Origin of the sequence: Kineococcus sp. G2, assembly GCF_037154035.1 — a bacterium.
GTDB lineage: Bacteria > Actinomycetota > Actinomycetes > Actinomycetales > Kineococcaceae > Kineococcus.
The window spans coordinates 22697-47953 of record NZ_JBBBEM010000118.1 but is presented as its reverse complement, the minus strand read 5'-3'; the positions used below and the strand labels follow the sequence as shown (position 1 = coordinate 47953).

Sequence of the window (25257 nt, the reverse complement as noted above, 5' to 3'; positions counted from 1 at the left end):
TCCCGCAAGCAGTGATCCCCCGATCGACGACGATCCCTGGAGCGCACCCCGTGAACCGCACCTCGACCTCCCCGTCCGCCCGCACGCTGACCCGTCGCACCACCCTCGCCGGCCTCGTCGCCCTGACCGGCGGTGCCCTGGCCGCCTGCGGCGGTGGCGGCGACGACGGCGCCGACGTGAGCGACAAGACCACCGGTGCGATGAAGGACTTCGACGCCGGCACCGCCTTCAAGGCGACGGCGCCGCTGACGTACACCAGCCTCTTCTCCGACCAGCCCACCTACCCCTTCAAGGAGGACTGGCTGTTCTGGACGGCGCTGCAGGAGAACACCGACGTCGGTCTGGACTTCACCATCGTCCCGGCCAGCGACTACGAGCAGAAGCGCAGCCTCGTCGTCAGCGCCGGCGACTCGCCGATCATCATCCCCAAGACCTACCCGGGCCAGGAGACGCCGTTCGTGGCGTCCGGGGTGGTCCTGCCGGTCAGCGACTACACCGACCTCATGCCGCACTTCCGCGATCAGGTCGAGAAGTGGGACCTGCAGAGCGAGGTCGACACCCTCCGCCAGAAGGACGGCAAGTACTACGTCCTGCCCGGCCTGCACGAGGCGCTGTGGCCGGACTACACCCTCATCGTGCGCACCGACGTCTTCGAGAAGGCCGGCGTGCCGCTGCCCACCAGCTGGGCGGAGGTCGAGAGCGCCCTGGCGGCGATCAAGCAGGCCAACCCCGACTCCATCCCGTTCTCCGACCGCTACGAGGGCAAGAGCGTCCTGAACTACGGCGCCGTCGCCTTCGGCACCGTGGGCGGCTGGGGCTACGGCGAGGGCCTGCAGTTCGACGAGGACAACGACGAGTTCGTCTTCGCCGCCGCCACCGACGAGTACAGGTCGATGGTGGAGTACTTCGCCGGCCTGGTGTCCAAGGGCCTCATGGACCCGGAGAGCTTCACCCAGACCGACGACGCCGCGCAGGCGAAGTTCACCAGCGGCCGCTCCTTCGTCATCTCCGGCAACTCGCAGGACCCCTCGGTGTACCGGGCGCAGATGGACCAGTCCATCGGCGCCGGCAACTACGCCATCTCCAAGATCATCGTCCCCTCCGGGCCGGCCGGCGACCTCATCGGCGGCTCCCGCCTGGAGAACGGCATCATGATCTCCGCGAAGGCCGCCGAGCGCGACGACTTCCAGGCGCTCATGCAGTTCATCGACTGGCTGTTCTACAGCGACGAGGGCCGCGAGTTCGCCAAGTGGGGCGTGGAGGGCACCACCTACACCAAGGACGCCTCCGGCAAGCGCTCCCTCATGCCGGACATCAACTACACCGGGCTGAACCCGGCCGGCACCAAGGACCTGCGCATCGACTACGGCTTCTCGCAGGGCAACTTCTCCTACGGCGGCTCCACCGAGCTGCTGCACTCCATGATGAGCGAGGAGGAGCTGGCGTTCCAGGAGGCCATGACCGCCAAGACGCCCGTGGAGCCGCTGCCGGCGCACCCCTACAGCCAGGTCGAGCAGGAGCAGATCACCCTGCTGGCCAAGCCGCTGCAGGACTTCGTGGACCAGTCCACCCTGCAGTTCATCACCGGTCAGCGCAGCCTGGCCGACTGGGACGCCTACGTCGGCGAGCTGGAGCAGCGCGGGTCCACCCGCTACCTGGAGCTGGTGAACAAGGCCTACGCCGAGGCGAAGGCCTGAGCCGGACGTGAGCACCACCCAGCGGCTGACGCCGCACGACGGTCTGCTGTGGCGGGCCTGCGAGGGCGTGCACCGGGCCCTGGTCGTCGAGGCGTGCTTCCTCGCGGCCTGCGCACCCGGCGTCGCGCTCACCGCGGTGCTCGTCCCGGACCCGTCGAACGCACCGCTCTTCGGTGCGGCGGCGCTGCCGCTGGGGCCGGCGCTGGCGGCGGCGCTGCACTGCGCCGACCGCCAGCTCGCCGGGGACGACGACCCCGCGGCCCGCACCTTCTGGCGCGGCTGGCGGGCGAACGCCACGGACGCGCTGCGGCTGTGGGCGCCGGCGGTCGCAGTCCTCGTCGTCCTCGCCCTGTCGGCGAGCGCGGCCGGTCTCGCACCCGCCGGCCAGGCGGTGCGCGGGGTGCTCGCGGTGGTCGCCGCGCTGGTCACCGTGGTGGCGATCACCGCCCTGGTGATCGCCACCCCGTTCCGCTTCCGCACCCGCGACGCGGCCCGCCTCGCCGTCCACGTGCTGGGCCGGCGGCCCGGGACGGCGCTGGGCGTGGCCGGCCTGCTCGTGCTGGCGGGGGTGCTGGCGCTGACGTCGCTGTGGCTGGCGCTGGCGGCGGCGAGCCTGTGGGTGCTGCTGCTGGCGATGGTGACGCGCGGCGCGGTGCGACTGGTGGCCGCGGAGTTCACGCGGCACGACGAACCCGGTGACGGGACGGACGAGGGAGAACGGTGAGCGAGGCGAAGATCCGCTACGGCGGCGACTACAACCCCGAGCAGTGGCCGGTCGAGGTGCGCGAGGAGGACCTGCGGCTGTTCGACAAGGCTTCCATCGAGACCCTCACCGTCGGGGTGTTCTCCTGGGGTCTGCTGCAGCGCGACGAGTCCACGTACGACTTCTCCGAGCTCGACGACGTCCTGCACCGGTTGCGCGACGCCGGCAAGCAGGTGGTGCTGGCCACCGGGACCGGGGCCCACCCGGCGTGGCTGGCGCGGAAGTACCCCGACGTCACCCGCGTCGACTTCGAGGGCCGCAAGCACGTCTACGGCCAGCGGCACAACGCCTGCCCCAACAGCCCGTCGTTCCACCGGTTCGCCACCGCGTACGTCGAGCGCCTCGCGCAGCGCTACGCGCACCTGGGCAACGTGGTCGCCTGGCACGTCGGCAACGAGTACGGCGGCGCCTGCTACTGCGAGAACTGCGCCGCGGCCTTCCGGGTGTGGCTGCAGCGGCGCTACGGCACCCTCGAGCGTCTCAACGACGCCTGGAACACGACGTTCTGGTCGCACACGATGTACGCGTGGGACGACGTGGTGCCGCCCAACGCCCTCAGCGAGCACTGGCGCGGGCCGAACCACACCGCCTTCCAGGGCATCACGCTGGACTACCTGCGCTTCACCACCGACAGCATGATCTCCTCCTACCTGCAGGAGAAGGAGATCCTGAACCGGATCACGCCCGGGATCCCGGTGACGACGAACTTCATGGGCGCCTACCGCCCCCTGGACTACCACCGCTGGGCCCCGCACCTGGACTTCGCCTCCTGGGACAACTACCCGCCGGACGCGAAGTCGCAGGACCGCATGGCCCTGGCGCACGACCTGATGCGCGGGCTGAAGGGCGGCGACCCGTTCTGGCTCATGGAGCAGACGCCCAGCACCACCGCCTCGCGCGACGTCAACCCGGTCAAGCGCCCCGGCGTCATGCGGCTGTGGAGCTGGCAGGCCGTCGCCCACGGCGCCGACGCGGTGCTGTTCTTCCAGATGCGCCAGTCGCGCGGGGCCTGCGAGAAGTACCACGGCGCCGTCATCGACCACTCCGGCCGCGACGACACCCGCGTCTTCTCCGAGGTCTCGGCCCTGGGCGCCGAGCTGGCCGCCCTGCGCGAGGAGGTCGTCGGCGCGCGCACCCCCGCCCGCGTCGCCCTGCTCTTCGACTGGGACTCCTGGTGGGCGGTGGAGATCTCCGACGGGCCCTCCCGCCTGGTGAACTACCTGCAGACCGTGCGCGGCTGGTACGCCGCGCTGCACGCCGCGAACGTCGGCGTGGACGTCGTGCCGGTGGACACCGACCTGGACGGCTACGACGTGGTCGTGGCCCCGCTGCTGCACGTCGTCAAGGGCGACCTCGCCGAGCGCGTCGAGCGGTTCGTCGCCACCGGCGGGACGTTCCTGACCACCTGGCTCAGCGGCCGCGTCGACGAGGACGACAACGCCTTCCTCGCCGACGTCCCGGGACCGCTGGCCGGCGTGCTGGGGCTGCGCGTCACCGAGACCGACGCCCTGCCGGCCGAGGACGTCAACCCCGTGCGCCTCGTCGACGGCTGGGAGGCCGCGCCCACCCCCCTCGGAACCGGGCCCTGGCCCGGGAGCCTCGTCTTCGACCTCGTCGAGCCGCGCGGCGCGGAGGTCGTCGCCGAGTACACGGCCGACTTCTACGCCGGCACCCCGGCCGTCACCCGCCACGCGGTGGGGGAGGGGTGCGCCTGGTACGTCGCCACGAACCTCGACGAGGCGGGCCTGGCCTGGGTGGTCCACCGGGTGCTGGCGAACGCCGGGGTGAGCTCCCCGTACGGCTGGGTGCCCGGCCTCGAGGCCGCCGAGCGGGTGCGCGAGGACGCGCGGTACCTCTTCCTGCTCAACCACGGCGAGGACGAGGTCGTCGTCCCCGCGGACCGCGCCGGCCGCTCCCTGCTGGACGGGCGCGACGTCGCCGCGGGTCAGGACCTGCGGCTGGCGCCGCGCGACGTGGTGGTCCTGAAGACGTCCACCGGCGTTTCCGGGAGGACTTCCGGAAGCAGCGGTCATACTGGTGCCGTGACCGAGGCGGAGGGGGAGTAGCCGTGGCCTTCGTGGACTGGCCGCTTCAGCGGCTGCGCGAGTACGCGCCCGAACGGGACGAACCCGCCGACCTGGACGCCTTCTGGGAGAAGACCCTCGCCGCCGCCCGCAGCCACCCCGCCGAGCTGCGCGCCGAGCGCGTCGACGCCGGCCTGCGCACCGTCGACGTCTTCGACGTGCGCTTCCCCGGGTACGGCGGGCAGCCGATCGCCGGCTGGCTCCTGGTGCCCGCCGGGCGCACCGAGCCCGGCACCGCCGTCGTGCAGTACATCGGCTACGGCGGCGGCCGCGGCGAGCCGTGGATCAACCTCGTGCCCTCCGCCGCCGGCCACGTGCACCTGGTGATGGACAGCCGCGGCCAGGGCGGCGGCGGCAACCACCGCGCCGTCACCCCCGACGTGGACGAGGGCGGCACCGGTCCGGCCACCCCCGGGTTCCTCACCCGGGGCGTGGAGTCGCCCGAGACGCACTACCTGCGCCGCCTGATCACCGACGCGGTGCGCGCCGTGGACGCCGTGCGCACCCACCCGCTCGTCGACCCCGCCCGCGTGGCCGTCATCGGCGGCAGCCAGGGCGGCGGGCTGGCGCTCGCCGCGGCCGGCCTGAGCGACGACCTGCGCGGCGTCGTGGCCGACGTGCCGTTCCTGTGCCACTACCGGCGAGCCAGCGAGATCACCGACGCCCACCCGTACGCGGAGCTGGGCCGGTTCCTGGCCGGGAACCGCGAGAAGGTCGACGACGTCTTCCGCACCCTGTCCTACTTCGACGCGGTGAACCTGGGGGCGCGCGCCGACGCCCCGGCCTGGTTCTCCACCGGGCTGATGGACTCCACCTGCCCGCCCTCGACCGTCTTCGCCGCCCACCACCACTACGCCGGGCCGAAGCAGATCGAGGTCTACCCCTACAACGGCCACGAGGGCGGCGGGCAGCAGGGCATCGCCCGCACCCTCGCCGCGCTCGCGAGCGTGCTCCGCCCCGACGGAGACTGAACGCACCACGACCGAACGCACCACGACCGAACGCACCACCCGCACCACCCCCGCCGCCCGCACCGGTGCGGCCCTGCGACCGAGGAGCACCATGACCACGCTGGACCAGCCGCCCGCCTCGTCGGCCGCTGCGCAGCCCCGCCCCTGGCACGACGCGTCGCTGCCGATCGACGCGCGCGTCGAGGCGCTGATGGCCGAGATGACGCTGGAGGAGAAGGTCGCCCAGCTGGGCAGCCGCTGGGTCGGCAACAGCCACGGCGGCGGCGAGGGGGCCGTCGCCCCCGCGGAGGTCACCGGCACCGGCAACGTCGCCCCCCTGCAGGACGTCTTCTCCGCCGGCGCCGTGGACTTCGAGCGGGCCAGCGAGCACGGCCTAGGCCACCTGACCCGCGTGTTCGGCTCCCGGCCCGTCAGCGTCGAGGAGGGCCGGGCGGAGGTGGTGCGCCTGCAGCGCTCCATCGTCGAGCGCACCCGCCTGGGCGTCCCGGCGATCGTGCACGAGGAGTGCCTGACGGGCTTCACCGCCTTCGGCGCCACCGTCTACCCGGCCGCGCTGGCGTGGGGCGCGACCTTCGACCCCGAGCTGATCCAGCGCATGTCCGCCGCCATCGGCGCCGACATGCGCGCCGTCGGCGTGCACCAGGGCCTCTCGCCCGTCCTCGACGTCGTGCGCGACTACCGCTGGGGCCGGGTCGAGGAGACGATGGGCGAGGACCCGCACCTGACCTCCGTGCTGGGCGCCGCCTACGTGCGCGGCCTGGAGAGCAGCGGTGTCGTCGCCACCCTGAAGCACTTCGCCGGGTACTCCGCCTCCCGCGCCGCCCGCAACCACGGCCCCGTCTCGATGGGCCCGCGCGAGTTCGCCGACGTCGTCCTGCCGCCGTTCGAGGCGGCGCTGCGCCACGGCGGCGCCCGCTCGGTGATGAACTCCTACACCGACGTCGACGGCGTCCCCGTCGCCTCCGACGAGCGGCTGTTCACCGACCTGCTGCGCGAGCGGTGGGGCTTCACCGGCACGGTCGTCTCCGACTACTCCGCGATCGCGTTCCTGGCCTCCATGCACCGCACCGCCGCCGACGAGGCCGACGCGGGCGTGCAGGCCCTGCGCGCCGGCATCGACGTCGAGCTGCCCGACACCCTCTGCTACGGCGACCGGCTGGTGCAGTCCGTGCGCTCCGGCGCGGTGGAGGAGTCCTACGTCGACCGGGCGCTGCGCCGCCTGCTGACCCAGAAGGCCGAGCTGGGCCTGCTGGACGCCGACTGGACCCCGGAGGGTTCCGTCGCCGCCGGCGAGGGCCGCGAGCTGGACTCCGCGGGCAACCGCGCCATCGCCCGCGAGCTGGCCGAGCGCAGCGTGGTCCTCCTCGCCAACGACGGCACCCTGCCGCTGGCGCCCGCCACCGCCCGGCGCGTCGCCGTGGTCGGCCCGTGCGCGGACGACCCGAACACCTTCATGGGCTGCTACTCCTTCGCCAACCACGTGCTGCCCCGCTACCCGCAGCTCGGGCTGGGCACGGAGGTCCCCACGGTCCTCGAGGCGCTGCGCGCCGAGCCCGGTGCCGCGTGGGAGGTCGTGCACGAGCGCGGGTGCGACGTGCGCGAGCAGGACCTCTCCGGCATCCCCGCCGCCGTGGAGGCCGCCCGCGGCGCCGACGTCGTCGTCGCCGTCGTCGGCGACCGCGCCGGCATGTTCGGCGCCGGCACCTCCGGCGAGGGCTGCGACGCCGACGACCTGCGCCTGCCGGGCGTGCAGGAGGACCTGGTGCGCGAGCTGATCGCCACCGGCACCCCGGTCGTCCTCGTCGTCGTCTCCGGCCGGCCCTACGCCCTGGGCGAGCTGACCGGCGCCGCGGCGCTCGTGCAGGCCTTCATGCCCGGCGAGGAGGGCGGCGGCGCGATCGCCGGCGTGCTGTCCGGGCGCGTGAACCCCAGCGGCAAGCTGCCCGTGCAGGTCCCCGTCACCCACGGCGGCCAGCCCGGCACCTACCTGCAGCCGCCGCTGGGTGCGGACAGCCAGGGCATCAGCAACCTCGACCCGACGCCGCTGTTCGGTTTCGGCCACGGCCTGTCGTACACCACGTTCGCCGTGGAGGACCTTCAGCTGTCCAGCGCCGAGGTCCCCACCGACGGTTCCGTCGAGGTCTCCGCGACGGTGCGCAACACCGGCGAGCGCGCCGGTGAGGAGGTCGTGCAGCTGTACCTGCACGACGTGCTCGCCCAGGTGACCCGCCCGGTGCGCGAGCTGACCGGTTTCACCCGGGTGCGGCTGGAGGCCGGCGAGGCGGCGCGCGTGACGTTCGAGGTGCACGCCGACCGCACCAGCTTCACCGGTCGCCGCGGCGAGCGCGTCGTGGAACCCGGCGAGGTCGAGGTGATGGTCGGCTCGTCGTCCACCGACACCCCCTGCACCGGTTCCTTCACGCTCACCGGGCCGCTGCGCACCGTCGGGTTCGACCGCGTCACCACCACCCCGGCGCGCGTGGACGCCCTGGGCTGAGCCCTACTCCTCCAGCTCGTCGGGGGTGCGCAGCGCGGCGCGCGGCGCCTGCCAGCCGCGCAGCACACCCCCGACGCGCAGGGACGCGCACAGCGCCGCCCCCGCCAGCGACCACACCAGGGGACGACCGCCCAGCTCGGGACCCAGGGCCGCGACGGCCGCCCCCAGCAGGGCCGGGATCGCGTAGAGGCCACCGGTGAGGATCGTGGGCACCTGCCGCACCAGCACGTCGCGCATCGTCCCGCCGCCCACGGCGGTCAGCGCGCCCAGCAGCACCGCCTGCCCGGGGTCCAGCCCCGCCTCCAGCGCCACGCGCGCACCGGTCACCGCGAACAGCGACAACCCCATCGTGTCGAAGAGCAGCAGCGGCCGCGACAACCGCGCCAGCAGCGCGTGCCCCCAGAACGCGATCAGGCCGCCGGCCGTGGCGGTCGCCAGGTAGTACCAGGTGCGCAGGGACGCCGGCGGCAGCTCGCCCAGCAGCACGTCGCGCAGCATCCCGCCGCCGATCGCCGTGACGACGCCCAGCGTGACCACCCCGAACAGGTCCAGCGTGGTGCGGCGCATCGCCGTCAGGGCTCCGTCGACGGCGAAGGCGAGCACGCCCACCAGGTCCAGGGCCAGCAGCAGGTGCGTCGCGCTCACCGCAGGAGTGTGCCCGCCGCCGCCCGGGCGGGCAGGATCGGCCCCGTCCGGGCGGCGAGGGACCGCACCGGGGGAGGAGGGACCGTGCGCATCGCGCTCGGCCAGATCAGCAGCACCGCCGACCCGCGCGCCAACCTGGAGCTGGTCGCCGCCGAGGTCGCCGCCGCCCGCGACGCCGGGGCGCGGCTGCTGGTGCTGCCGGAGGCGACGATGTGCCGCTTCGGGGTGCCGCTGGCACCGGTCGCCGAAGGGGTCGACGGGCCCTGGGCCGCGGAGCTGGAACGCTTGGCCGACGCCGCGGGGCTGACGGTCGTCGCCGGCGCCTTCACCCCGGGGGAGGGCGGCCGGGTCCGCAACACCCTGCTGGTGCGCGGCGCCGGCGTGCGGGCGCACTACGACAAGGTCCACGTCTACGACGCGTTCGGGTACGCCGAGTCCGACGCCGTCGAACCCGGCCGGGAACCGGTCGTCGTCGACGTCGACGGGGTCGGCGTGGGGCTGGCCACCTGCTACGACGTGCGCTTCCCCGGGTTGTTCACCGCGCTCGCCGACCGGGGCGCCTCGGTGGTGGCCGTGGCGGCCTCCTGGGGTGCCGGGCCGGGCAAGGCGGAGCAGTGGGAACTGCTGGTGCGCGCCCGCGCGCTGGACTCCACCTGCTCCGTGGTCGCGTGCGGCCAGGCCGACCCCGGGGTGCCCTCCGACGCCCCGACGGGGGTGGGGCGCTCGCTGGTGGCCGGGCCCCTGGGGCAGGTCGTGGCGCAGCTCGGCCCGGGGACCGGCCGCCTCGTGGTGGACGTCGACCCGGGCGAGGTGCGGCGGGTGCGCGAAGAGCTGCCCGTGCTGGTGAACCGCAGGTTCTGAGGGGGGTCCCGGAGTTTCCCGGAGGTTTCCCGGAACGGAGGGCGTGCCCCTCTTGACCCCGCCCGAGCGGTCCCGTAGGAACGTTTCACCAGGATCGTCCGCACCGCTGCGGACCGGGGAGGAACCACGACGATGACGTCTGCGTCCGACGACCGCGCTCCACGCATCACCCGCCGCCGCTTCACCGGGCTCGCCGGCCTGACGGCGCTCGCCGCCGCCGGCTGCGGGGGCGGAGGTGAGGGCGGGGGCACCGGCGAGGGGGGCCCGGCCGCCCTCCGGTTCGCCTGGTGGGGCAACGCCGACCGCGCCGCCGACACGCAACGGGCGATCGAGGCGTTCCAGGCGGCGAACCCCGGTACCACGGTGGCCGGCGAGTGGGCGGACTTCACCGGCTACTTCGACCGGCTGGCGACCAACGTCGCCGCGAACGACGCGCCGGACGTCATCACGCTGGGCGGCGCCTACCCGCGCGAGTACGGCGACCGCGGCGCGCTGCTGGACCTGTCCGAGGTGGCCGACGCCCTCCCGCTGGACCGCATCGACCGGGCGGCCCTGTCGAACGGGGAGTTCTCCGGCGTCCAGTACGGCGTGCCCACGGGGGTGAACACGTACTGCGTGGTCGTGAACCCGGTCCTGTTCGAGCAGGCCGGTCTCGCGCTCCCCGACGACGGCACCTGGACGTGGGAGGACTTCGAGCGGATCGCCGGGGAGCTGTCGACCGCGAGCCCCGAGGGCACCTACGGCGCGGTCGACCCGACGACGGCCGACGCGCTGGACCTGTTCTCCCGCCAGCGCGGCGAAGGCCTGTACACCCCGGACGGCGGCCTGGCGATCTCCGCGGCGACCCTCGAGGAGTGGTGGACGACCACGCTGCGGATGTCGCGCGCGGGGGCGACGCCGCCCGCGTCGCTGACGACCGAGCTGCTCGCCGACGCAGCTCCCGAGCAGACGCTCATGGGGCGCGGTCTCGCCGCCATGATGCTGGGCTGGAGCAACACGCTGCCCGCGCTGCGGGCCGCCTCCGCGCAGCCGCTGCAGCTGCTGCGGGCCCCCGGCGAGTCGGCCGGTCAGCCCGGGATGTGGTTGCAGGCCTCCCAGCTGTACTCGATCAGCAGCCGCACCGAGCACCCCGAGGAGGCCGCGCGCCTGGTCGACTTCCTCGTCAACACCCCGGAGGCGGGACGGATCGTCAAGGCGGACCGGGGCATCCCGACGAACCCCGACGTGCTCGAGGCGGTGCTGCCGGAGTTCGACGACGACCAGCGGGCGCAGGCGGAGTTCATCGCCCGCGTCACCCCGGTGGTGGGCGACGCCCTCGTCATCGGCCCCGTCGGGTCCACCGAGACGCGCGGTGTCGTGGAGCGGCTGAACGCCGACGTGCTGTTCGGGCAGTCCGCGCCGGCCGCCGCCGCCGGGTCGTTCCTGGACCAGGTCGGCGCGGCGATCGGCGCGTGAGCGCCGGCGTCGACCGCCGCGCGCTGGTGCGCGCGCACGACGTCGTCGTGCGCGGCGTGCTGCCGGACAGCCCCCTGTCCGTGGGCAACGGGCGGTTCGCCGCGACGGTCGACGTCACCGGCCTGCAGACCTTCCCGCAGCTGCACCCGCTGCCGGACGCCGGCGGCGGCCCGGCCGGCACGATGCTCGGCACGCTGGCCGAGTGGGCCTGGCACAGCGAGCCGAACCCGCGGGGTTTCCGCACCGCGGACGCCGAGCGGCAGCTGGACACCCCGCACGGCCCGGCGACGTACGTGGACATGACGCGCGGCGCCGACGGCCGCAGCGCCGACGGTCTGACCCCCGCGGAGGCGTGGCTGCGGTCCAACCCCCACCGCTTCGACCTCTTCCGGGCCGGGTTCACGGTCGACGGGCGCCCGGCCCGTCCGCACGAGCTGCGCGACGCGGAACAGCGGCTGGACCTGTGGTCGGGGACCCTGACCAGCCGCGTGGACCTGGCCGGGCGCCCGCTGGAGGTGACCACGGCCGCGCACCCGGACGTCGACGCCCTCGCCGTGCGGGTGCGCGGCGACCTGCGCGGGATCGGGGTGCGCCTGACGTTCGGCGCCGCCTCGACGTCGTGGAACCTCGCGCGCGACGACTCGCGCCCGCAGGACCACGTGAGCGTCCTGCGCCGCACCGCGGGTGGCCACGTGGTCGAGCGCCGCCTGCACGCGAGCACCTACCGCGTCGACGTGCGCACCGGCGGCGGTGTGCGTCGCGCCGGCCCGCACGCGGTGGACGTCGACCCGCACGGCGACGCCCTGGACCTGGTGCTGCTGCTGGGCCGCGAGGCTCCCGCCGAGGTCCCCGGCGCGGCGGCGTGCCTGGCGGCCTCGGCGGCGCACCGGGAGGCGTTCTGGGAGCGCGGCGCCGTCGTCGACGTCACCGGCAGCCGCGACCCGCGCGCGCCGGAGCTGCAGCGGCGCATCGTCCTGTCGCAGTTCGTCACCGCCCTGCACAGCGCCGGCACCCTGCCGCCGGCCGAGACGGGCCTGGTGGTCAACAGCTGGCGCGGCCGCAGCCACCTGGAGATGCACTGGTGGCACGCGGCGCACTTCCCGCTGTGGGGGCGCGCGGACCTGCTCGAGCGCAGCCTGGGCTGGTACGAGCGCGTCCTGCCGCGCGCGCAGCGCACCGCGCGGCGCCAGGGCCTGCCGGGGGCGCGCTGGCCGAAGCAGGTCACCCCGGACGGGGAGGAGACCCCCAGCGACATCGGCCCGTTCCTGCTGTGGCAGCAGCAGCACCCGGTCCACCTGGCGGAGCTTGTGCGCCGCGCGGCGGCCGGGACGCCGCGGGAGGCCGAGGTGCTGCGGCGGTGGGCGCCGCTGGTGGTCGAGACGGCGCGCTTCGCCGCCGCGCTGCCCGTGCCCGGCCAGGACGGGCGCCTGCACCTGGGCCCGCCGCTGGTGCCGGCGCAGGAGTCGTGGGCGGACGCGCGCGAGAGCGCGGCCGACCCCGCGTTCGAGCTGGCGCAGTGGCGCTGGGGCCTGCGCACGGCCGCCGCGTGGTGCCGGCGGCTGGGTGCGGAACCGGACCCGTCCTGGGAGCGGGTGGCCGACCGGCTGGTGGCGCCGCGGGTGCGCGACGGGGTGCTGGTGGCCCTGGACCGCGACGAGCCGACCCGCCGCACCGACCACCCCTCGATGCTGTGCGCGCTGGGCGTGGTGCCCGCCACCGGCCTCGTCGACCCCGCGGTGGTGCGGGCCACGCTGCACGACGTGCTGGCCGACTGGGACTGGGCGAGCGCGTGGGGCTGGGACTTCCCGGCGCTCGCGATGACGGCCGCGCGGGTGGGCGAGCCGCAGCTGGCGGTGGACGCGCTGCTGACGCCCGTGGCCAAGAACCGGTACCTGCCCAGCGGGCACAACCACCAGACGCCGGTGCTGCCGCTGTACCTGCCGGGCAACGGCGGGCTGCTCGCGGCCGTGGCGCTCATGGCCGGCGGCTGGGACGGCGACGGCGGCGGGCACGCCCCGGGCTTCCCCGCCGACGGGTCCTGGACGGTGCGCGCCGAGGGGCTCGTCCGCTCGCCCTAGGCCGGGCGCCGGGCCGGGCGCTGGGCCGGGAGGGGGAGGCGCGGCGCGCCGGAGGACGACACGCCGGTGACACTCCGCAACAACACTGTTACTTAAAGTCGTTCCTCCACACCTTCCCCACACCCCCTCAGGACAACGGCGCAGGTCACGGGCTCGCGGGGGGCGGTTGTCCACCGCGTCCACAGCCTGGGGAAATCACACGCGTGTGACACACCATCTAGTGGTGCCTTGCGATGTCGCCCCCTAGGGGTAGTGTCTGAGTCACCCCAGCACGCCGGGCTCGCACCCGAGGGAAGGACCACCCCCATGAGCATCACCGTCTACAGCACGCCCTCCTGCGTGCAGTGCAAGGCGACCTACCGCGCGCTCGACCGCAAGGGCCTGCCCTACGAGGTCGTCGACGTCACCAGCGACGCGCAGGCCCTGGAGACGGTGCGTGCCCTGGGGCACGTCCAGGCGCCCGTCGTCGTCAGCGGCGACGAGCACTGGTCCGGCTTCCGCCCCGACCGCATCGAGGCCCTGGCCGAGCGCTTCGCCGCCGTCTCCGCCTGAGGCGGCCGCCGTGCCGCTCGGCGTCGTCTACTTCTCGAGCGTCTCGGGCAACACCCACCGCTTCGTCGGCGAGCTGGACGTCCCGGCGCAGCGCATCCCCCTGCGCGCGCGGGACGAGCACCTGAGCGTCACCGAGCCCTACGTGCTCATCGTCCCCACCTACGGCGGGGGCTCCGGTGCGGGAGCGGTGCCCAAGCAGGTCATCCGCTTCCTGAACGACCCGGCCAACCGCGCCCTCGTGCGCGGGGTCATCGGCGCCGGCAACACCAACTTCGGGGTCCACTACGCCGTGGCCGGCGACGTCGTCGCCGCCAAGTGCCGCGTGCCCCACCTGTACCGCTTCGAGCTCTTCGGCACCCCCGAGGACGTGCGTCGCGTCCGCGACGGATTGGACACGCTGTGACCCTCACCTCCGACGCCCCCGAGGTCTCCGGGACCGTGCCGCAGCCGGCCGTCCCCGCCTCGCCGGGCTTCCACTCGCTCAACGCGATGCTGAACCTGTGGGACGAGCAGGGGCGCATCCAGTTCGACGCGGACCGCGAGGCGGCGCGCCAGTACTTCCTGCAGCACGTCATCCCCAGCACCCCGCGGTTCGAGACCTTCGAGGCGCGCCTGGACCACCTCGTCGCCGAGGGGTACTACGAGGCCGAGGTCCTCGACCGCTACCCGCGCACCTTCGTGCGCGAGCTCACCGACCGCGCCCACGCGGCGAAGTTCCGCTTCGCGACCTTCCTGGGAGCGTTCAAGTTCTTCACCAGCTACGCGCTGAAGAGCTTCGACGGCAAGCAGTACCTCGAGGGCTTCGAGGACCGCGCCGTGATGACGGCCCTGACCCTCGCCGCCGGCGACGAGGCGCTGGCCACCGCCATCACCGACGAGATCATCAGCGGCCGCTTCCAGCCGGCCACCCCCACCTTCCTCAACGCGGGCAAGGCCTCCCGCGGCGAGCTGGTCTCCTGCTTCCTGCTGCGCATCGAGGACGACATGGAGTCCATCGGCCGCGGCATCAACTCCGCCCTGCAGCTGTCCAAGCGCGGCGGCGGCGTGGCGCTGCTGCTGAGCAACATCCGCGAGTACGGCGCACCCATCAAGCGCATCCAGAACCAGTCCTCCGGCGTCATCCCCGTGATGAAGCTGCTGGAGGACTCCTTCTCCTACGCCAACCAGCTCGGCGCGCGCCAGGGCGCCGGCGCGGTGTACCTCTCGGCGCACCACCCCGACATCATGCGGTTCCTGGACACCAAGCGCGAGAACGCGGACGAGAAGATCCGCATCAAGACCCTCAGCCTGGGCGTCGTCGTCCCCGACATCACCTTCGAGCTCGCCAAGAACAACGAGCCGATGCACCTGTTCTCCCCGTACGACGTGGAGCGCGTGTACGGCGTGCCGTTCGGTGACCTGTCGGTGAGCGAGAAGTACCGCGAGATGGTCGCCGACGACCGGATCCGCAAGACGCAGATCAACGCGCGGGACTTCTTCCAGACCCTCGCCGAGCTGCAGTTCGAGTCGGGCTACCCGTACGTGGTGTTCGAGGACACCGTGAACCGGGCCAACCCGATCGACGGCCGCATCAACATGTCGAACCTGTGCTCGGAGATCCTGCAGGTCAACACCCCCAGCAAGCTGGGCGAGGACCTCGGGTACGAGGTCGTCGGCAAGGACATCTCCTGCAACCTCGGCTCGCTGAACATCGCCCTGGCGATGGACGGTGGAGACCTCGGCAGGACCGTCGGCACCGCGGTGCGCGCCCTGACCGCCGTCTCGGTCGCCAGCGACATCCGCTCGGTGCCGTCCGTCGCGCACGGCAACGCCCGCTCGCACGCCATCGGCCTGGGGCAGATGAACCTGCACGGGTACCTCGCCCGCGAGCACGTGCACTACGGCAGCGCCGAGGGCATCGACTTCACGAACGTCTACTTCTACTCGGTGCTGTTCCACGCGCTGCGCGCCTCGAACGAGATCGCGATCGAGACCGGCGCGACGTTCGAGGGCTTCGAGCGCTCCGCCTACGCCGACGGCAGCTTCTTCGACAAGTACACCGAGCAGGAGTGGGCACCGGCCACCGAGCGCGTCGCGCAGCTCTTCGCGGACGCCGGCATCGCCATCCCCACCCAGGACGACTGGCGGGCCCTGAAGGCGTCCGTGGTGGAGCACGGCATCTTCAACCAGAACCTGCAGGCCGTGCCGCCCACGGGGTCCATCAGCTACATCAACAACTCCACCTCCTCGATCCACCCGATCGCCTCCAAGATCGAGATCCGCAAGGAGGGCAAGCTCGGCCGCGTCTACTACCCGGCGCCGTTCATGACGAACGACAACCTGGAGTACTACGAGGACGCGTACGAGATCGGGCCCGAGAAGATCATCGACACCTACGCGGCGGCCACCCAGCACGTCGACCAGGGCCTGTCGCTGACCTTGTTCTTCAAGGACACCGCCACCACGCGCGACGTCAACCGCGCGCAGATCTACGCGTGGCGCAAGGGCATCAAGACGATCTACTACGTGCGCATCCGCCAGATGGCGCTGGAGGGCACCGAGGTCGAGGGCTGCGTCAGCTGCATGCTCTGACGAGCGGCGCGACGGATCGGGCACGAGGGACGAAGGACGAGATGGTGGAGAAGCTCAAGCTCATCGATCGCGTGAACGCGATCAACTGGAACCGCGTGCCGGACGAGAAGGACCTCGAGGTCTGGAACCGCCTGACCAGCAACTTCTGGCTGCCGGAGAAGGTGCCGCTGTCCAACGACGTGCAGTCGTGGGCGCGCCTGTCGGACGCCGAGCGCACGCTGACCATGCGGGTGTTCACGGGCCTGACCCTGCTGGACACCATCCAGGGCACGGTCGGCGCCGTCTCCCTCATCCCGGACGCGCTGACCCCGCACGAGGAGGCCGTCTACACGAACATCGCGTTCATGGAGTCGGTGCACGCCCGCAGCTACTCCTCGATCTTCTCCACCCTCGCCTCCACCCAGGCGATCGACGAGGCCTTCACCTGGTCGGAGGAGAACGAGGCCCTGCAGCGCAAGGCGTCGATCGTCCTGGAGTACTACCACGGCGACGACTCGCTGAAGCGGAAGGTGGCCTCCACCCTGCTGGAGTCCTTCCTGTTCTACTCCGGCTTCTTCCTGCCGATGCACTTCTCGTCCCGGGCGCAGCTGACGAACACCGCCGACCTGATCCGGCTCATCATCCGCGACGAGGCCGTGCACGGGTACTACATCGGCTACAAGTTCCAGCGCGGGCTCGAGCGGGTCGACCAGGCGAAGCGGGACGAGATCAAGGACTACACCTTCGACCTGCTGTTCGAGCTGTACGACAACGAGTGCAAGTACACCGCGGACCTCTACGACAACGTGGGGCTGACCGAGGACGTCAAGACGTTCCTGCACTACAACGCGAACAAGGCCCTCATGAACCTCGGCTACGAGGGCATGTTCCCGGCCGACACCGCGAAGGTCGACCCCGCCATCCTCTCCGCGCTGTCGCCGAACGCGGACGAGAACCACGACTTCTTCTCCGGCTCCGGCTCCAGCTACGTCATCGGCAAGGCCGTGGCCACCGAGGACGAGGACTGGGAGTTCTGATCTGCTCCGCGGGCCCGTCGTGACCACACCCGACGGGCCCGCGGAGCGCACACGGGGCAGGGGCCGGCCGGGCGCGTGAGCGCTCGGCCGGCCCCTCTCGCGTGCCGCGACCCGCTCCCACTACCGCTGCGCGCCACCACGGCGCACCATGGGAGGGCCGGGGCCTCGCCGTCGCGGCCGGTGGGGCCGCGCGAGGGCGCTGGTGGCCGCCGAGGAGGAGCCGTGAGCAGTGCAGACGCCGAGAGCACGATCGTCGTGGGTGTCGCCGAGGGGGGCGCCTCCGGGGCAGCGGTGCGCTGGGCGGTCGCCGAGGCCGCCGTCCGCGGCGCGCACCTGCACCTGGTGCACGCCGTCCCGCACGAGGTGCCGTACGCGGTGCCGCAGGTCCTGGGGGTGCACGCCCCCGCAGCGCCGCTGCCGGCCGATCCGCCCGGTCACCCGCGGGAGCCGGACGTCGCGCTGCGCCGCGCCGCGGAGCAGGTGCGCGCCGCCCGCCCCGGTCAGCCGGTGCGCTCCAGCACGGTGCGCGGCACGGCGCGCGAGGTGCTGCTGCGGGCGGCCGCGGACGCCACCCTCGTCGTGACCGGCCCCGGTCGCACCGCCGTCTTCCTCGCCGAGCACGCCGCCTGCCCGGTCGTCGTGGCCGGTGCCGCGGAAGCCGCCGGGGCCCGCGGCGTCGTCGTCGGCTTCGACGTCTCCCCGGCGGCGACCGCGGCCCTGGAGCTCGCCGCGGCCGAGGCGGCCCTGCGCGCCGAGCCGCTGCGCGTGGTCCACACGACCCACCTGCCGGGCGGTCACCTGGCCGTGACGGACCCCGAGGCCCACCTGGTGTCGCGGCGGCAGGCGCGCGCGCGGGTGCGCGGTGCCGTCGAACGGGCCGTGGAAGTGGTGCGGCGCCGGCACGACGTGGAGGTGGAGGTCGTGGTGGTGACGGACTCCTTCGCCTCGGACGTGCTGGTGGAGAGGTCCCGCCGCGCCCGCCTGCTCGTCGTCGGCGCCCACGAGCGCACCACGTTCGCGGCGACGCTGCGCGGCTCGACCGAGCGCTCGGTGCTGCACCGCGCGCACGTGCCCGTCGCCGTCGTGCCCGCCCCGGCGCACGTCGTGCACGTCGACCGGACAGCCGCGGGGGAGCTGGTCGGCAGCGCCTGAACAGCTCCCCGGGCGCGGACCTTGGTCCCTGTCCGCGCCGCCGCACCACCGGGACGCTGGAGGCGGCCGGGGATCCGGCGGTGGTTCCCGAACGGGACGGAGGCGCGGCGATGAGCGGGTCGGGCGGCAGGGTCGTGGTGGGTGTCGAGGAGGTGGGGACCGCCGCGGCGGCCCTGCGGTGGGCGGCCGCGGAGGCGCGGCGGCGGGGTGCGGCGCTGCACCTCGTGCGGGCGGTGCCGTACCCGGTGGCCGCGGACGCGGCGACGGCGTGGGCGGTCGCCGGGATCCTTGAGGACCTCGAGGCGGCAGCCCGCGGGGTCCTGGACGAGGCGGTCGCGCTCGTGCGCGAGGTGGCGCCGGAGGTCGAGGTCACCACCGCCGTCGAGCGGGGCGGGGCCCGCCCGGCGCTGCTGCGCGCGGCGGAGGGGGCGGCCGTGGTGGTGACCGGTGCGCGCCGCCGGCACGGTCGCCGCCGGCCCGCCGCGGGGCTGCGGCTGGGCTCGACGGGCCTGTTCCTGGCCACGCACGCTCCCTGCCCGGCGGCCGTCGTCGCCGAGGACGCACCCGCCGGCGCGCGCGGCGTCGTGGTCGGCGTCGACGGCTCGGCCTCGGCCACCGCCGCCCTGGAGGCGGCGGCCGCCGAGGCGGAGGCGCTGGGGGAGGGGCTGCGCGTCGTGCACGCCGTGCACCTGCAGCTGGACCCGTCCCTCGCCCTCGAACCGGGCCTCGCCGAGCAGCTGCGCGAGGACGCCGCGCAGCGGGCCCGCGAGCTCGTGCGCCGGGCGGTGGCGGAGGTCACCGCCCGCCACCCGGTGCCGGTGGAGCAGGTGGTCCTGGCCGACGCCTTCGCCTCCGACGCCCTGTTGGACGCCGCTCGCGACGCCCGGCTGCTCGTCGTCGGCTCGCGCGGGCACGGGGCGTTCCTGCGCGCGCTGCTGGGCTCCACCAGCCACGCGGTGCTGCAGCACGCGCAGGTCCCCGTCCTCGTGGTGCCGGACCCCGACCGCGCCCGCGGGCACCGGCGCGAGGCGGGCCTGGCGACGACGGCGGGCTGAGGCGGGCGGCAGGCGGGGCGGCGCCCGGCCTCAGCGCTCCAGGGTGGCGGCGGTCGCCGACAGCTCCTGGAGCGCGTCGAGGATCCCGCGGGTCGCCGCCGCGGCGTTGCTCAGCTCGCGCGCGACCTCCACGACGACCGTCGCCTGCTCCTCCACGGAACCGGCGATCTCCGCCTGGATGCCCTGGATCCTGCCGACGACCTCGCTGGTCGCGGCGCAGCTCGCGGCGACCGCGCCGGTCTCGGCGACCACGGCGGCGATGACGGTGTTCACCTTGTCGGCCGAGGCGGCGGTCTCGGTGGCCAGCTCCTTGACCTCGCTGGCCACCACCGCGAAGCCCTTGCCGAGCTCGCCGGCGCGGGCTGCCTCGATGGTGGCGTTCAGCGACAGCAGGTTCGTCTGCCCGGCGAGCTGGCCGATGACGGCGTTGACGGCGGAGATCTCCGTCATGGAGCTCTCCAGCTGCTGCACGGTGCCGGCCGCCGCGTCGGCCGCCTGCTGACCGCTGGTGGCGGTGCGCGCGGCCTGCTGCGCCCGTTCGGCCACCTCGCGGACCGCGGCGCTCAGGGCGGCGAGCTGACCCTCCACGTTCTCCACGGCCCGGTTGCTCTCGGCGGCGCCCCGCTCGATCCCGGACGCCTGCTCAGCCAGGGACGCGGTGATCGCGGCGAGCTGCTCGCGGCGGCGGCGCTCGGCCTCCACCTGCTCCTGCGCGGCGAGCTGCTGGGCCTCGGCGGCGCGGGTGCGCTCGCGCGCGGCCTCCTCGGCCACCCGCTCGCTCTCGCGCTCCGCCGCCTCGGCGAAGTGCCACAGGAAGAGGATCCCGATGATCTCCAGCACCAGCACGCCGACGTGGTAGCCGACCAGCCCGGCCAGCTGCAGGCCGTGCACGTGGGTGTGGAAGACGCGCTCGGGGAACAGCACCCCGATCACGACGTGGTGCACGGCGGCGGTGACCACGGCGGCCGCCAGGGCGCGCCAGGACTGGTACAGGGCGATGAACACCAGGATCACGAACAGGTGGAAGTGCGCGGCCTGCGTCCCACCGGTCAGCTCGATGAGCACGAACGTGGCGCTGAACAGCCCCACGCTCGTCAGGTCGTGCGCCGCCGGGACGACCTGACCGGGGCGGGAGCGGGAGGCCGCGGCGGCCAGCGCGCCGAACACCCCCGGCACGGCGCCCACCAGCAGCGCGGTGAGCGCGCCGCGGTGGGCGCCCAGCCCCACGGCCCACAGCGCCGGCACGTGCAGCCACAAGAGCGTGGTGTTGATCCGGTGCCGGGCGGCGGCGGACTCCGGGCTCAGGCGGGCGCCGCGCGGCAGCGCGCTCAGCAGGGTCACGTCCGGTGGATCGGGCGGTGCGGAACCCCCCTTGAGGAAGGGTGCCCCGGCGCCCCGTCAGCCCGCCCCGGGCCGGTGCGCCTGCAGCGCCGCGGTCATGTCGCCCAGGAACCGGCGCACCACGTCCAGCTCGGTGTCGTCGTAGCGGGCCATCAGCTCGTCGCTGCGCCTGCCGAGGGGGCCGAAGAACTCCACGGCGACGGCGGCGCCGTGCTCGCCGAAGCGCAGGTGGACCTTGCGGCGGTCGGCGGTGTCGCGCTCGCGACGCAGGTGCCCGGCCCGCTCCAGGCGGTCGACGACGCCGGTGGCGGCGCCGGAGGTCAGGCCCAGGGCGGTGGCGAGCTCCCCGGTGGTCATCGGGTCGCCCTCGCCCTCGCGGCGCATGACGTGCAGCAGGGCGCGCATGTCGGTGGGGTGCAGCCCGCGGCTGCCGGCGAAGTCGTCCGCGACGCGCTGCGCCTGGACGCCGAGGTCGCGCACCAGGTCGAGCACCTCGGCCTGCAGGCGCTCGCGGGGGGTGTCGCGCCGCCGGTACATGCGGGCGGTGGCGGGGTCGGGGCCGGGCGCGGTGCTGCTCATCGGTTTGCCAGCCTACCTCACGGCTGCTAGACATCTCAGTCACTGAACATTCCGGTCGATGAGGTGCCTTGTGCCCGAACAACCCCGCCCCACCCGCTCGCCGGCGGGAGCCGTCGGCCGCCTGGTGACCGGCCGCGTCAGCGCCTGGGTCGTCCTCGCCCTCGCCGCCCTGTTCGCCGGCCTCGTCGCGGTCGGCGCCGGCGAGGCCCCGCCCTCCCGGGCCGGCGGCACCCGCCTGCCGGAGAGCGCCGAGTCCGCCCGGGCCGCGCAGCTGCTGGCGTCCTTCCCCGGCGAGGAGAGCGCACCCGCCCTCGTCGTGTGGACCCGCCAGGACGGCACCGCCCTCACCGCCGCCGACCGCCGCGCCGTGGCCGACGCCGCCGAGGACCTCGCCGCGATCGGCACCGGCGGCCAGGCCTCCCCGCCGGTCCCCTCCGAGGACGGCGAGGCCCTGCTCGCCGTCGTGCCGCTGCCCACCGGCACCAGCGACGAGGAGAGCGCCCGCCTCGTCGCCGACGTGCGCGCCGCCGCCGGCGAGGACCTGCCCGACGGGCTGCGCGCCCAGGTCACCGGCGGCCCCGCGTTCGCCGTCGACATCGCCGACTCCTTCTCCGGCGCCGACACCCGGCTGCTCGCCGTCACCGCCGGCGTCGTCGCCCTCCTGCTGCTGGTCACCTACCGCAGCCCCGTGCTGTGGCTGGTGCCGCTGGCCGTCGTCGGCGTCGCCGACCGCACCGTCGCCGGGCTGCTCACCGTCGTCGACCGCGTCGCCGGCACCCCGGCCGACCCCTCCAGCACCGGCATCACCAGCGTCCTCGTCTTCGGCGCCGGCACCAACTACGCGCTGCTGCTCATCGCCCGCTACCGCGAGGAGCTGCGCCGCACCCCCGACCGGCGCCTCGCCGTGCGGCGCGCGCTCGCCGGCGCCGGCCCGGCGATCCTCGCCAGCGCCTCCACGGTGGTGCTCGCGGTGCTGACCCTGCTGGTGGCGGTGCTGCCGGCCAACCGCTCGCTGGGCATCGACGTGGCCGTCGGCATCGTCGTGGCCGGGGTGTTCGGCCTGCTCGTGCTGCCCGCCGCGCTGTCCGTGTGCGGGCGCGGGCTGTTCTGGCCGTTCGTGCCGCGCGCGGGCTCGGAGGACACCTCCCGCTCCGGCGCGTGGGCGCGGATCGCCGACCGCGTCGTGCGCCGCCCCCGGCCCGTCGTCGCGCTGTCCCTGGTGCTGCTGGCCGCCCTCGCCGCCGGCCTGGCCGGCGCCGAGCAGGGGCTCTCGCGCACCGAGCAGTTCCGCACCGCGGCCGAGTCCGTCGCGGGCGCCGAGACCCTCCAGGAGCACTACCCCGAGCAGGGGACCGAACCCGCGCAGGTCGTGGCCGGCGCCGGCACCGCCGAGGAGGTGGTCGCCGCCGCCTCCGCCGTCCCCGGCGTGAGCTCCGCACGGGTCGCCGGCACCTCCGGCGACCTGGTGCGCGTCGACGCCGCGATCGCCGCCGAGCCCGGCTCGGCCGCCGCGCGCGAGACGGTGCAGCGGTTGCGCGAGGCCGTGGGCGCGGTGCCCGGCGCCGAAGCCCTCGTCGGCGGCACCGAGGCGGAGGTCGTCGACGAACGGGCCGCCGCCCTGCGCGACCTGCTCGTCGTCGGCCCGCTCGTCGTCGCCGTCGTGCTCGTCGTGCTCGTCGTCCTGCTGCGCGCCCTGCTCGCGCCCGTGCTGCTCGTGCTGACGGTGCTCGCCACCTACGCCGCAGCGCTGGGAGCGGGCAACCTGCTGTTCGAGAACGTCTTCGGCTTCCCCGCCCTGGACACCGGGGTCCCGCTGTTCTCGCTGCTGTTCCTCGTCGCCCTCGGCGTGGACTACAACATCTTCCTCGTCACCCGGGCCCGGGAGGAGGCGCGCGCGGTCGGCACCCGCGAGGGGATCCGCACGGCCGTGGCCGTCACCGGGGGCGTCATCACCAGCGCGGGGATCCTGCTGGCGGCGGTGTTCACCGTGCTGGGGGTGCTGCCCCTGATCACCCTCACCCAGATCGGCGTGGTCGTCTGCGTCGGGGTGCTCCTGGACACCCTGCTCGTGCGCACGCTGCTCGTGCCGGCGATCGTCTCGCTGCTCGGGGAGCGGTTCTGGTGGCCCGGTCACGTGGGGGGCGCCCGCGGCCCCCGGCACCGTGAACCCGTCGGCTGAGGGACCCCGGGTCGTCAGCGCGGCGGCCGGGCCCGTCGCACCAGCTCGTCGATGCGCGCGGCGTGCGCGCCGCGCCAGTACACCCGCCCGCACGCCGTGCACCGGGAGAACTCGTCGTAGCTGCGCAGGGTGCCGGCGGGCACGTCCGCCGTCACCTCCTCCTTCGCCACCGCGCGCAGCGGGGCGCCGCACGCGGTGCAGCGCGTCAGCGGGGCGAGCGCGGGACGGAAGCGGTCCAGCACGTCGGCGAGCTGCGCCTGCGCCCCGGCACCGCGCACCAGCGCGCCGCGAGGGAGGGCCCGGCGCGCCAGCAGGCCCCGGTCGGCGGTCAGCAGCACCCGGTCCTCCTCGCGCGCCCGCGCCACCAGGTCCGGGTCGTCGGCGTGCGCGGACCACGCCGCGTCCAGGCCCAGCAGGCGGAGCCGGCGGGCCAGGCTGCCCAGGTGCACGTCCAGCAGGAAACCCCCGGCGGGCACGGTCTCCGGTCGTCCGACCGCCCCGGCGTGCAGCTGCGCGCCCGGGTGCAGCCGATCGGCGGCGGAGGCGGGGCGACCGTCCACGGCGAGCGCGCCGACCTCGGTGAGCGGGATCCCCGCCGCCTGCACGACGTGGCCGGCCGTGGCGTGCTCCTCGTGCCGCACGAGGAGCCGGCCGGTGCGACGGGCGCGCGCCGGCAGCAGCGCCAGCAGGTCCGCGTCCACCGTCAGCGCGACGACCGGGCCGCCCGCGCCCTCCGGTCGGCGACCGCCCGGGCTCCCGCCGCTCCCGCCGGTGGTCAGCCGTCGACCTGCATGGTGTCGGGGATGCGGTCGCGGTCGTAGGTGATGGTCGTGTACCCGTGCGGCGCCGGGCGTCCGTCCGGGCCGAGGTTCACGAACACGATCTCCTCGATCGTCAGGATGCTCTGCCGGGTGATCATGTTCCGGACCTCCGCGCGCATCGTCAGGGAGGTGCGCCCGAACCGCACCGCGCGCAGGCCCATCTCGATGAGGTCGCCCTGCCGCGCGGAGGAGACGAACTCGATCTCCGAGACGTACTTCGTGACGACGCGGCCGTTGCCGAGCTGGAGGATCGCGTAGATGGCGGCCTCCTCGTCGATCCAGCGCAGCAGGCTGCCGCCGAAGAGGGTGCCGTTGGCGTTGAGGTCCTCCGGGCGCACCCACTTGCGCGTGCGGAAGTTCACGCTGTGCGGGTTCGCCGGGTCCGGGTCGAGGATGGGCTCGTGTCCTGACACGCCCCCAGGGTAGGTCCGGGCGTCCTCACCCCTGCTGGGCGGCTCCCCAGCCGTGCCAGCGCTCCACCTCGACCAGCGCGCTGACCCGTGCGCGGTCGCGCGTGGGGTACTCGGTGCCCAGGTAGTGCCGCGAGAGGCGATCGATGTCGGTGAGGTCGGTGTCGTCGCGGAACTCCACGACGCGGCCCTGCACGCTGACGTGGGTGTACCAGTCGTCCTGCGCCAGCGCGGTGAGGGAGACCCGCGGGTCGGCGCGCAGGTGCCGCAGGCGCGCGCGGGCGGCGTCGAGGTTCAGCAGGACCCGTCCGTCGTCCTCGAGCAGGTACCAGGTGGCGACGCTGACCGGGTGGCCGTCCGGGTGGACGGTGGCCATGACGGCGGGGTTGGGGCGCGCGAAGAGCGCGGCGACGTCCTGGGGAAGGGGCGGGTGGGCCACGGGGTTCTCCCTCGCGTCGGTCGGTGTGCGGTGGCCCCGGATGCTACGACCCGGCCGCGGCGGGGGGTGCTCGGGAGGCGCTTGGACTCTG

The 25257-nt window shown here is 74.4% G+C and carries 21 protein-coding genes; 15 read left to right on the top strand and 6 right to left on the bottom strand.

Annotated elements, in window-relative coordinates:
* Positions 1 to 50: 50 nt before the first annotated feature.
* From V9U69_RS16755 to V9U69_RS16735, 5 genes are all read left to right on the top strand, one after another.
* Entirely contained in the window at positions 51 to 1697 is a 1647-nt protein-coding gene (locus V9U69_RS16755) for an ABC transporter substrate-binding protein (RefSeq protein WP_337062995.1), read from the top strand.
* 7 nt (positions 1698 to 1704) lie between these two features.
* Positions 1705 to 2421, top strand: coding sequence for a hypothetical protein (locus V9U69_RS16750; RefSeq protein WP_337062994.1), 717 nt, complete (start codon positions 1705 to 1707; stop codon positions 2419 to 2421).
* On the top strand, positions 2418 to 4526 hold the full coding sequence (locus V9U69_RS16745; RefSeq protein ID WP_337062993.1) for a beta-galactosidase: 2109 nt from the start codon (positions 2418 to 2420) through the stop codon (positions 4524 to 4526). The genes V9U69_RS16750 and V9U69_RS16745 overlap by 4 nt, the downstream gene beginning before the upstream one ends.
* Before the next feature lie 2 nt (positions 4527 to 4528).
* Positions 4529 to 5515: an acetylxylan esterase gene (locus V9U69_RS16740; RefSeq protein ID WP_337062992.1), complete on the top strand. Its 987-nt coding sequence runs from the start codon at positions 4529 to 4531 to the stop codon at positions 5513 to 5515.
* 91 nt (positions 5516 to 5606) lie between these two features.
* Positions 5607 to 8012: a glycoside hydrolase family 3 N-terminal domain-containing protein gene (locus tag V9U69_RS16735; protein WP_337062991.1), complete on the top strand. Its 2406-nt coding sequence runs from the start codon at positions 5607 to 5609 to the stop codon at positions 8010 to 8012.
* Between the two features lie 3 nt (positions 8013 to 8015).
* On the opposite strand, the gene V9U69_RS16730 is transcribed toward V9U69_RS16735, so the two are convergent.
* The gene (locus V9U69_RS16730) at positions 8016 to 8657 is read right to left on the bottom strand and encodes a trimeric intracellular cation channel family protein (RefSeq protein WP_337062990.1); all 642 of its coding nucleotides are present in this window, start codon (positions 8655 to 8657) and stop codon (positions 8016 to 8018) included.
* Positions 8658 to 8741: 84 nt separating this feature from the next.
* Between V9U69_RS16730 and V9U69_RS16725 the strand changes: the two genes are divergently transcribed.
* From V9U69_RS16725 to V9U69_RS16685, 9 genes are all read left to right on the top strand, one after another.
* On the top strand, positions 8742 to 9518 hold the full coding sequence (locus V9U69_RS16725) for a carbon-nitrogen hydrolase family protein (protein ID WP_337062989.1): 777 nt from the start codon (positions 8742 to 8744) through the stop codon (positions 9516 to 9518).
* Positions 9519 to 9650: 132 nt separating this feature from the next.
* Positions 9651 to 10973: an ABC transporter substrate-binding protein gene (locus tag V9U69_RS16720; protein WP_337062988.1), complete on the top strand. Its 1323-nt coding sequence runs from the start codon at positions 9651 to 9653 to the stop codon at positions 10971 to 10973.
* Positions 10970 to 13051, top strand: a complete 2082-nt coding sequence (locus V9U69_RS16715; protein WP_337062987.1) for a hypothetical protein — start codon at positions 10970 to 10972, stop codon at positions 13049 to 13051. The genes V9U69_RS16720 and V9U69_RS16715 overlap by 4 nt, the downstream gene beginning before the upstream one ends.
* Positions 13052 to 13357: 306 nt before the next feature.
* The gene (gene nrdH / locus V9U69_RS16710; protein ID WP_337062986.1) at positions 13358 to 13603 is read left to right on the top strand and encodes a glutaredoxin-like protein NrdH; all 246 of its coding nucleotides are present in this window, start codon (positions 13358 to 13360) and stop codon (positions 13601 to 13603) included.
* A gap of 10 nt (positions 13604 to 13613) precedes the next feature.
* A complete protein-coding gene (gene nrdI / locus V9U69_RS16705; protein ID WP_337062985.1) occupies positions 13614 to 14006 on the top strand; it encodes a class Ib ribonucleoside-diphosphate reductase assembly flavoprotein NrdI in 393 nt (130 codons plus the stop codon).
* Positions 14007 to 14041: 35 nt separating this feature from the next.
* On the top strand, positions 14042 to 16174 hold the full coding sequence (gene nrdE / locus V9U69_RS16700; protein ID WP_337063006.1) for a class 1b ribonucleoside-diphosphate reductase subunit alpha: 2133 nt from the start codon (positions 14042 to 14044) through the stop codon (positions 16172 to 16174).
* Positions 16175 to 16215: 41 nt separating this feature from the next.
* A complete protein-coding gene (gene nrdF, locus V9U69_RS16695; protein ID WP_337062984.1) occupies positions 16216 to 17190 on the top strand; it encodes a class 1b ribonucleoside-diphosphate reductase subunit beta in 975 nt (324 codons plus the stop codon).
* 222 nt (positions 17191 to 17412) lie between these two features.
* The gene (locus tag V9U69_RS16690; protein ID WP_337062983.1) at positions 17413 to 18342 is read left to right on the top strand and encodes a universal stress protein; all 930 of its coding nucleotides are present in this window, start codon (positions 17413 to 17415) and stop codon (positions 18340 to 18342) included.
* A gap of 110 nt (positions 18343 to 18452) precedes the next feature.
* Positions 18453 to 19397 (top strand): universal stress protein, encoded by a 945-nt coding sequence (locus V9U69_RS16685; protein WP_337062982.1) that lies wholly within the window; start codon positions 18453 to 18455, stop codon positions 19395 to 19397.
* Positions 19398 to 19427: 30 nt separating this feature from the next.
* On the opposite strand, the gene V9U69_RS16680 is transcribed toward V9U69_RS16685, so the two are convergent.
* On the bottom strand, positions 19428 to 20738 hold the full coding sequence (locus V9U69_RS16680) for a methyl-accepting chemotaxis protein (RefSeq protein WP_337062981.1): 1311 nt from the start codon (positions 20736 to 20738) through the stop codon (positions 19428 to 19430).
* A gap of 57 nt (positions 20739 to 20795) precedes the next feature.
* Complete coding sequence (locus tag V9U69_RS16675; protein ID WP_337062980.1) at positions 20796 to 21317, bottom strand: MarR family winged helix-turn-helix transcriptional regulator; 522 nt, start codon at positions 21315 to 21317, stop codon at positions 20796 to 20798.
* A 70-nt stretch (positions 21318 to 21387) separates the two neighbouring features.
* Between V9U69_RS16675 and V9U69_RS16670 the strand changes: the two genes are divergently transcribed.
* Positions 21388 to 23496 carry an MMPL family transporter gene (locus V9U69_RS16670; protein ID WP_337062979.1) on the top strand — a complete coding sequence of 703 codons (2109 nt, stop codon included), beginning with the start codon at positions 21388 to 21390 and terminating at the stop codon, positions 23494 to 23496.
* Positions 23497 to 23510: 14 nt separating this feature from the next.
* Here V9U69_RS16670 and V9U69_RS16665 read toward each other — a convergent pair whose 3' ends face one another.
* The 3 genes from V9U69_RS16665 to V9U69_RS16655 all read right to left on the bottom strand — a co-directional run bounded on the left by V9U69_RS16665 (position 23511) and on the right by V9U69_RS16655 (position 25166).
* The gene (locus V9U69_RS16665) at positions 23511 to 24197 is read right to left on the bottom strand and encodes a Mut7-C RNAse domain-containing protein (protein WP_442907797.1); all 687 of its coding nucleotides are present in this window, start codon (positions 24195 to 24197) and stop codon (positions 23511 to 23513) included.
* Between the two features lie 74 nt (positions 24198 to 24271).
* A complete protein-coding gene (locus tag V9U69_RS16660; protein WP_337062978.1) occupies positions 24272 to 24730 on the bottom strand; it encodes an acyl-CoA thioesterase in 459 nt (152 codons plus the stop codon).
* Positions 24731 to 24755: 25 nt separating this feature from the next.
* Positions 24756 to 25166, bottom strand: coding sequence for a TIGR03618 family F420-dependent PPOX class oxidoreductase (locus tag V9U69_RS16655; protein WP_337062977.1), 411 nt, complete (start codon positions 25164 to 25166; stop codon positions 24756 to 24758).
* Positions 25167 to 25257: the final 91 nt, after the last annotated feature.

Coding starts and splice junctions, on each gene's coding strand:
- V9U69_RS16735 (WP_337062991.1), top strand. CDS start 5,607: ATGACCACGCTGGACCAGCCGCCCGCCTCGTCGGCCGCTGCGCAGCCC.
- V9U69_RS16720 (WP_337062988.1), top strand. CDS start 9,651: ATGACGTCTGCGTCCGACGACCGCGCTCCACGCATCACCCGCCGCCGC.
- nrdH (WP_337062986.1), top strand. CDS start 13,358: ATGAGCATCACCGTCTACAGCACGCCCTCCTGCGTGCAGTGCAAGGCG.
- nrdF (WP_337062984.1), top strand. CDS start 16,216: ATGGTGGAGAAGCTCAAGCTCATCGATCGCGTGAACGCGATCAACTGG.
- V9U69_RS16685 (WP_337062982.1), top strand. CDS start 18,453: ATGAGCGGGTCGGGCGGCAGGGTCGTGGTGGGTGTCGAGGAGGTGGGG.
- V9U69_RS16675 (WP_337062980.1), bottom strand. CDS start 21,317: ATGAGCAGCACCGCGCCCGGCCCCGACCCCGCCACCGCCCGCATGTAC.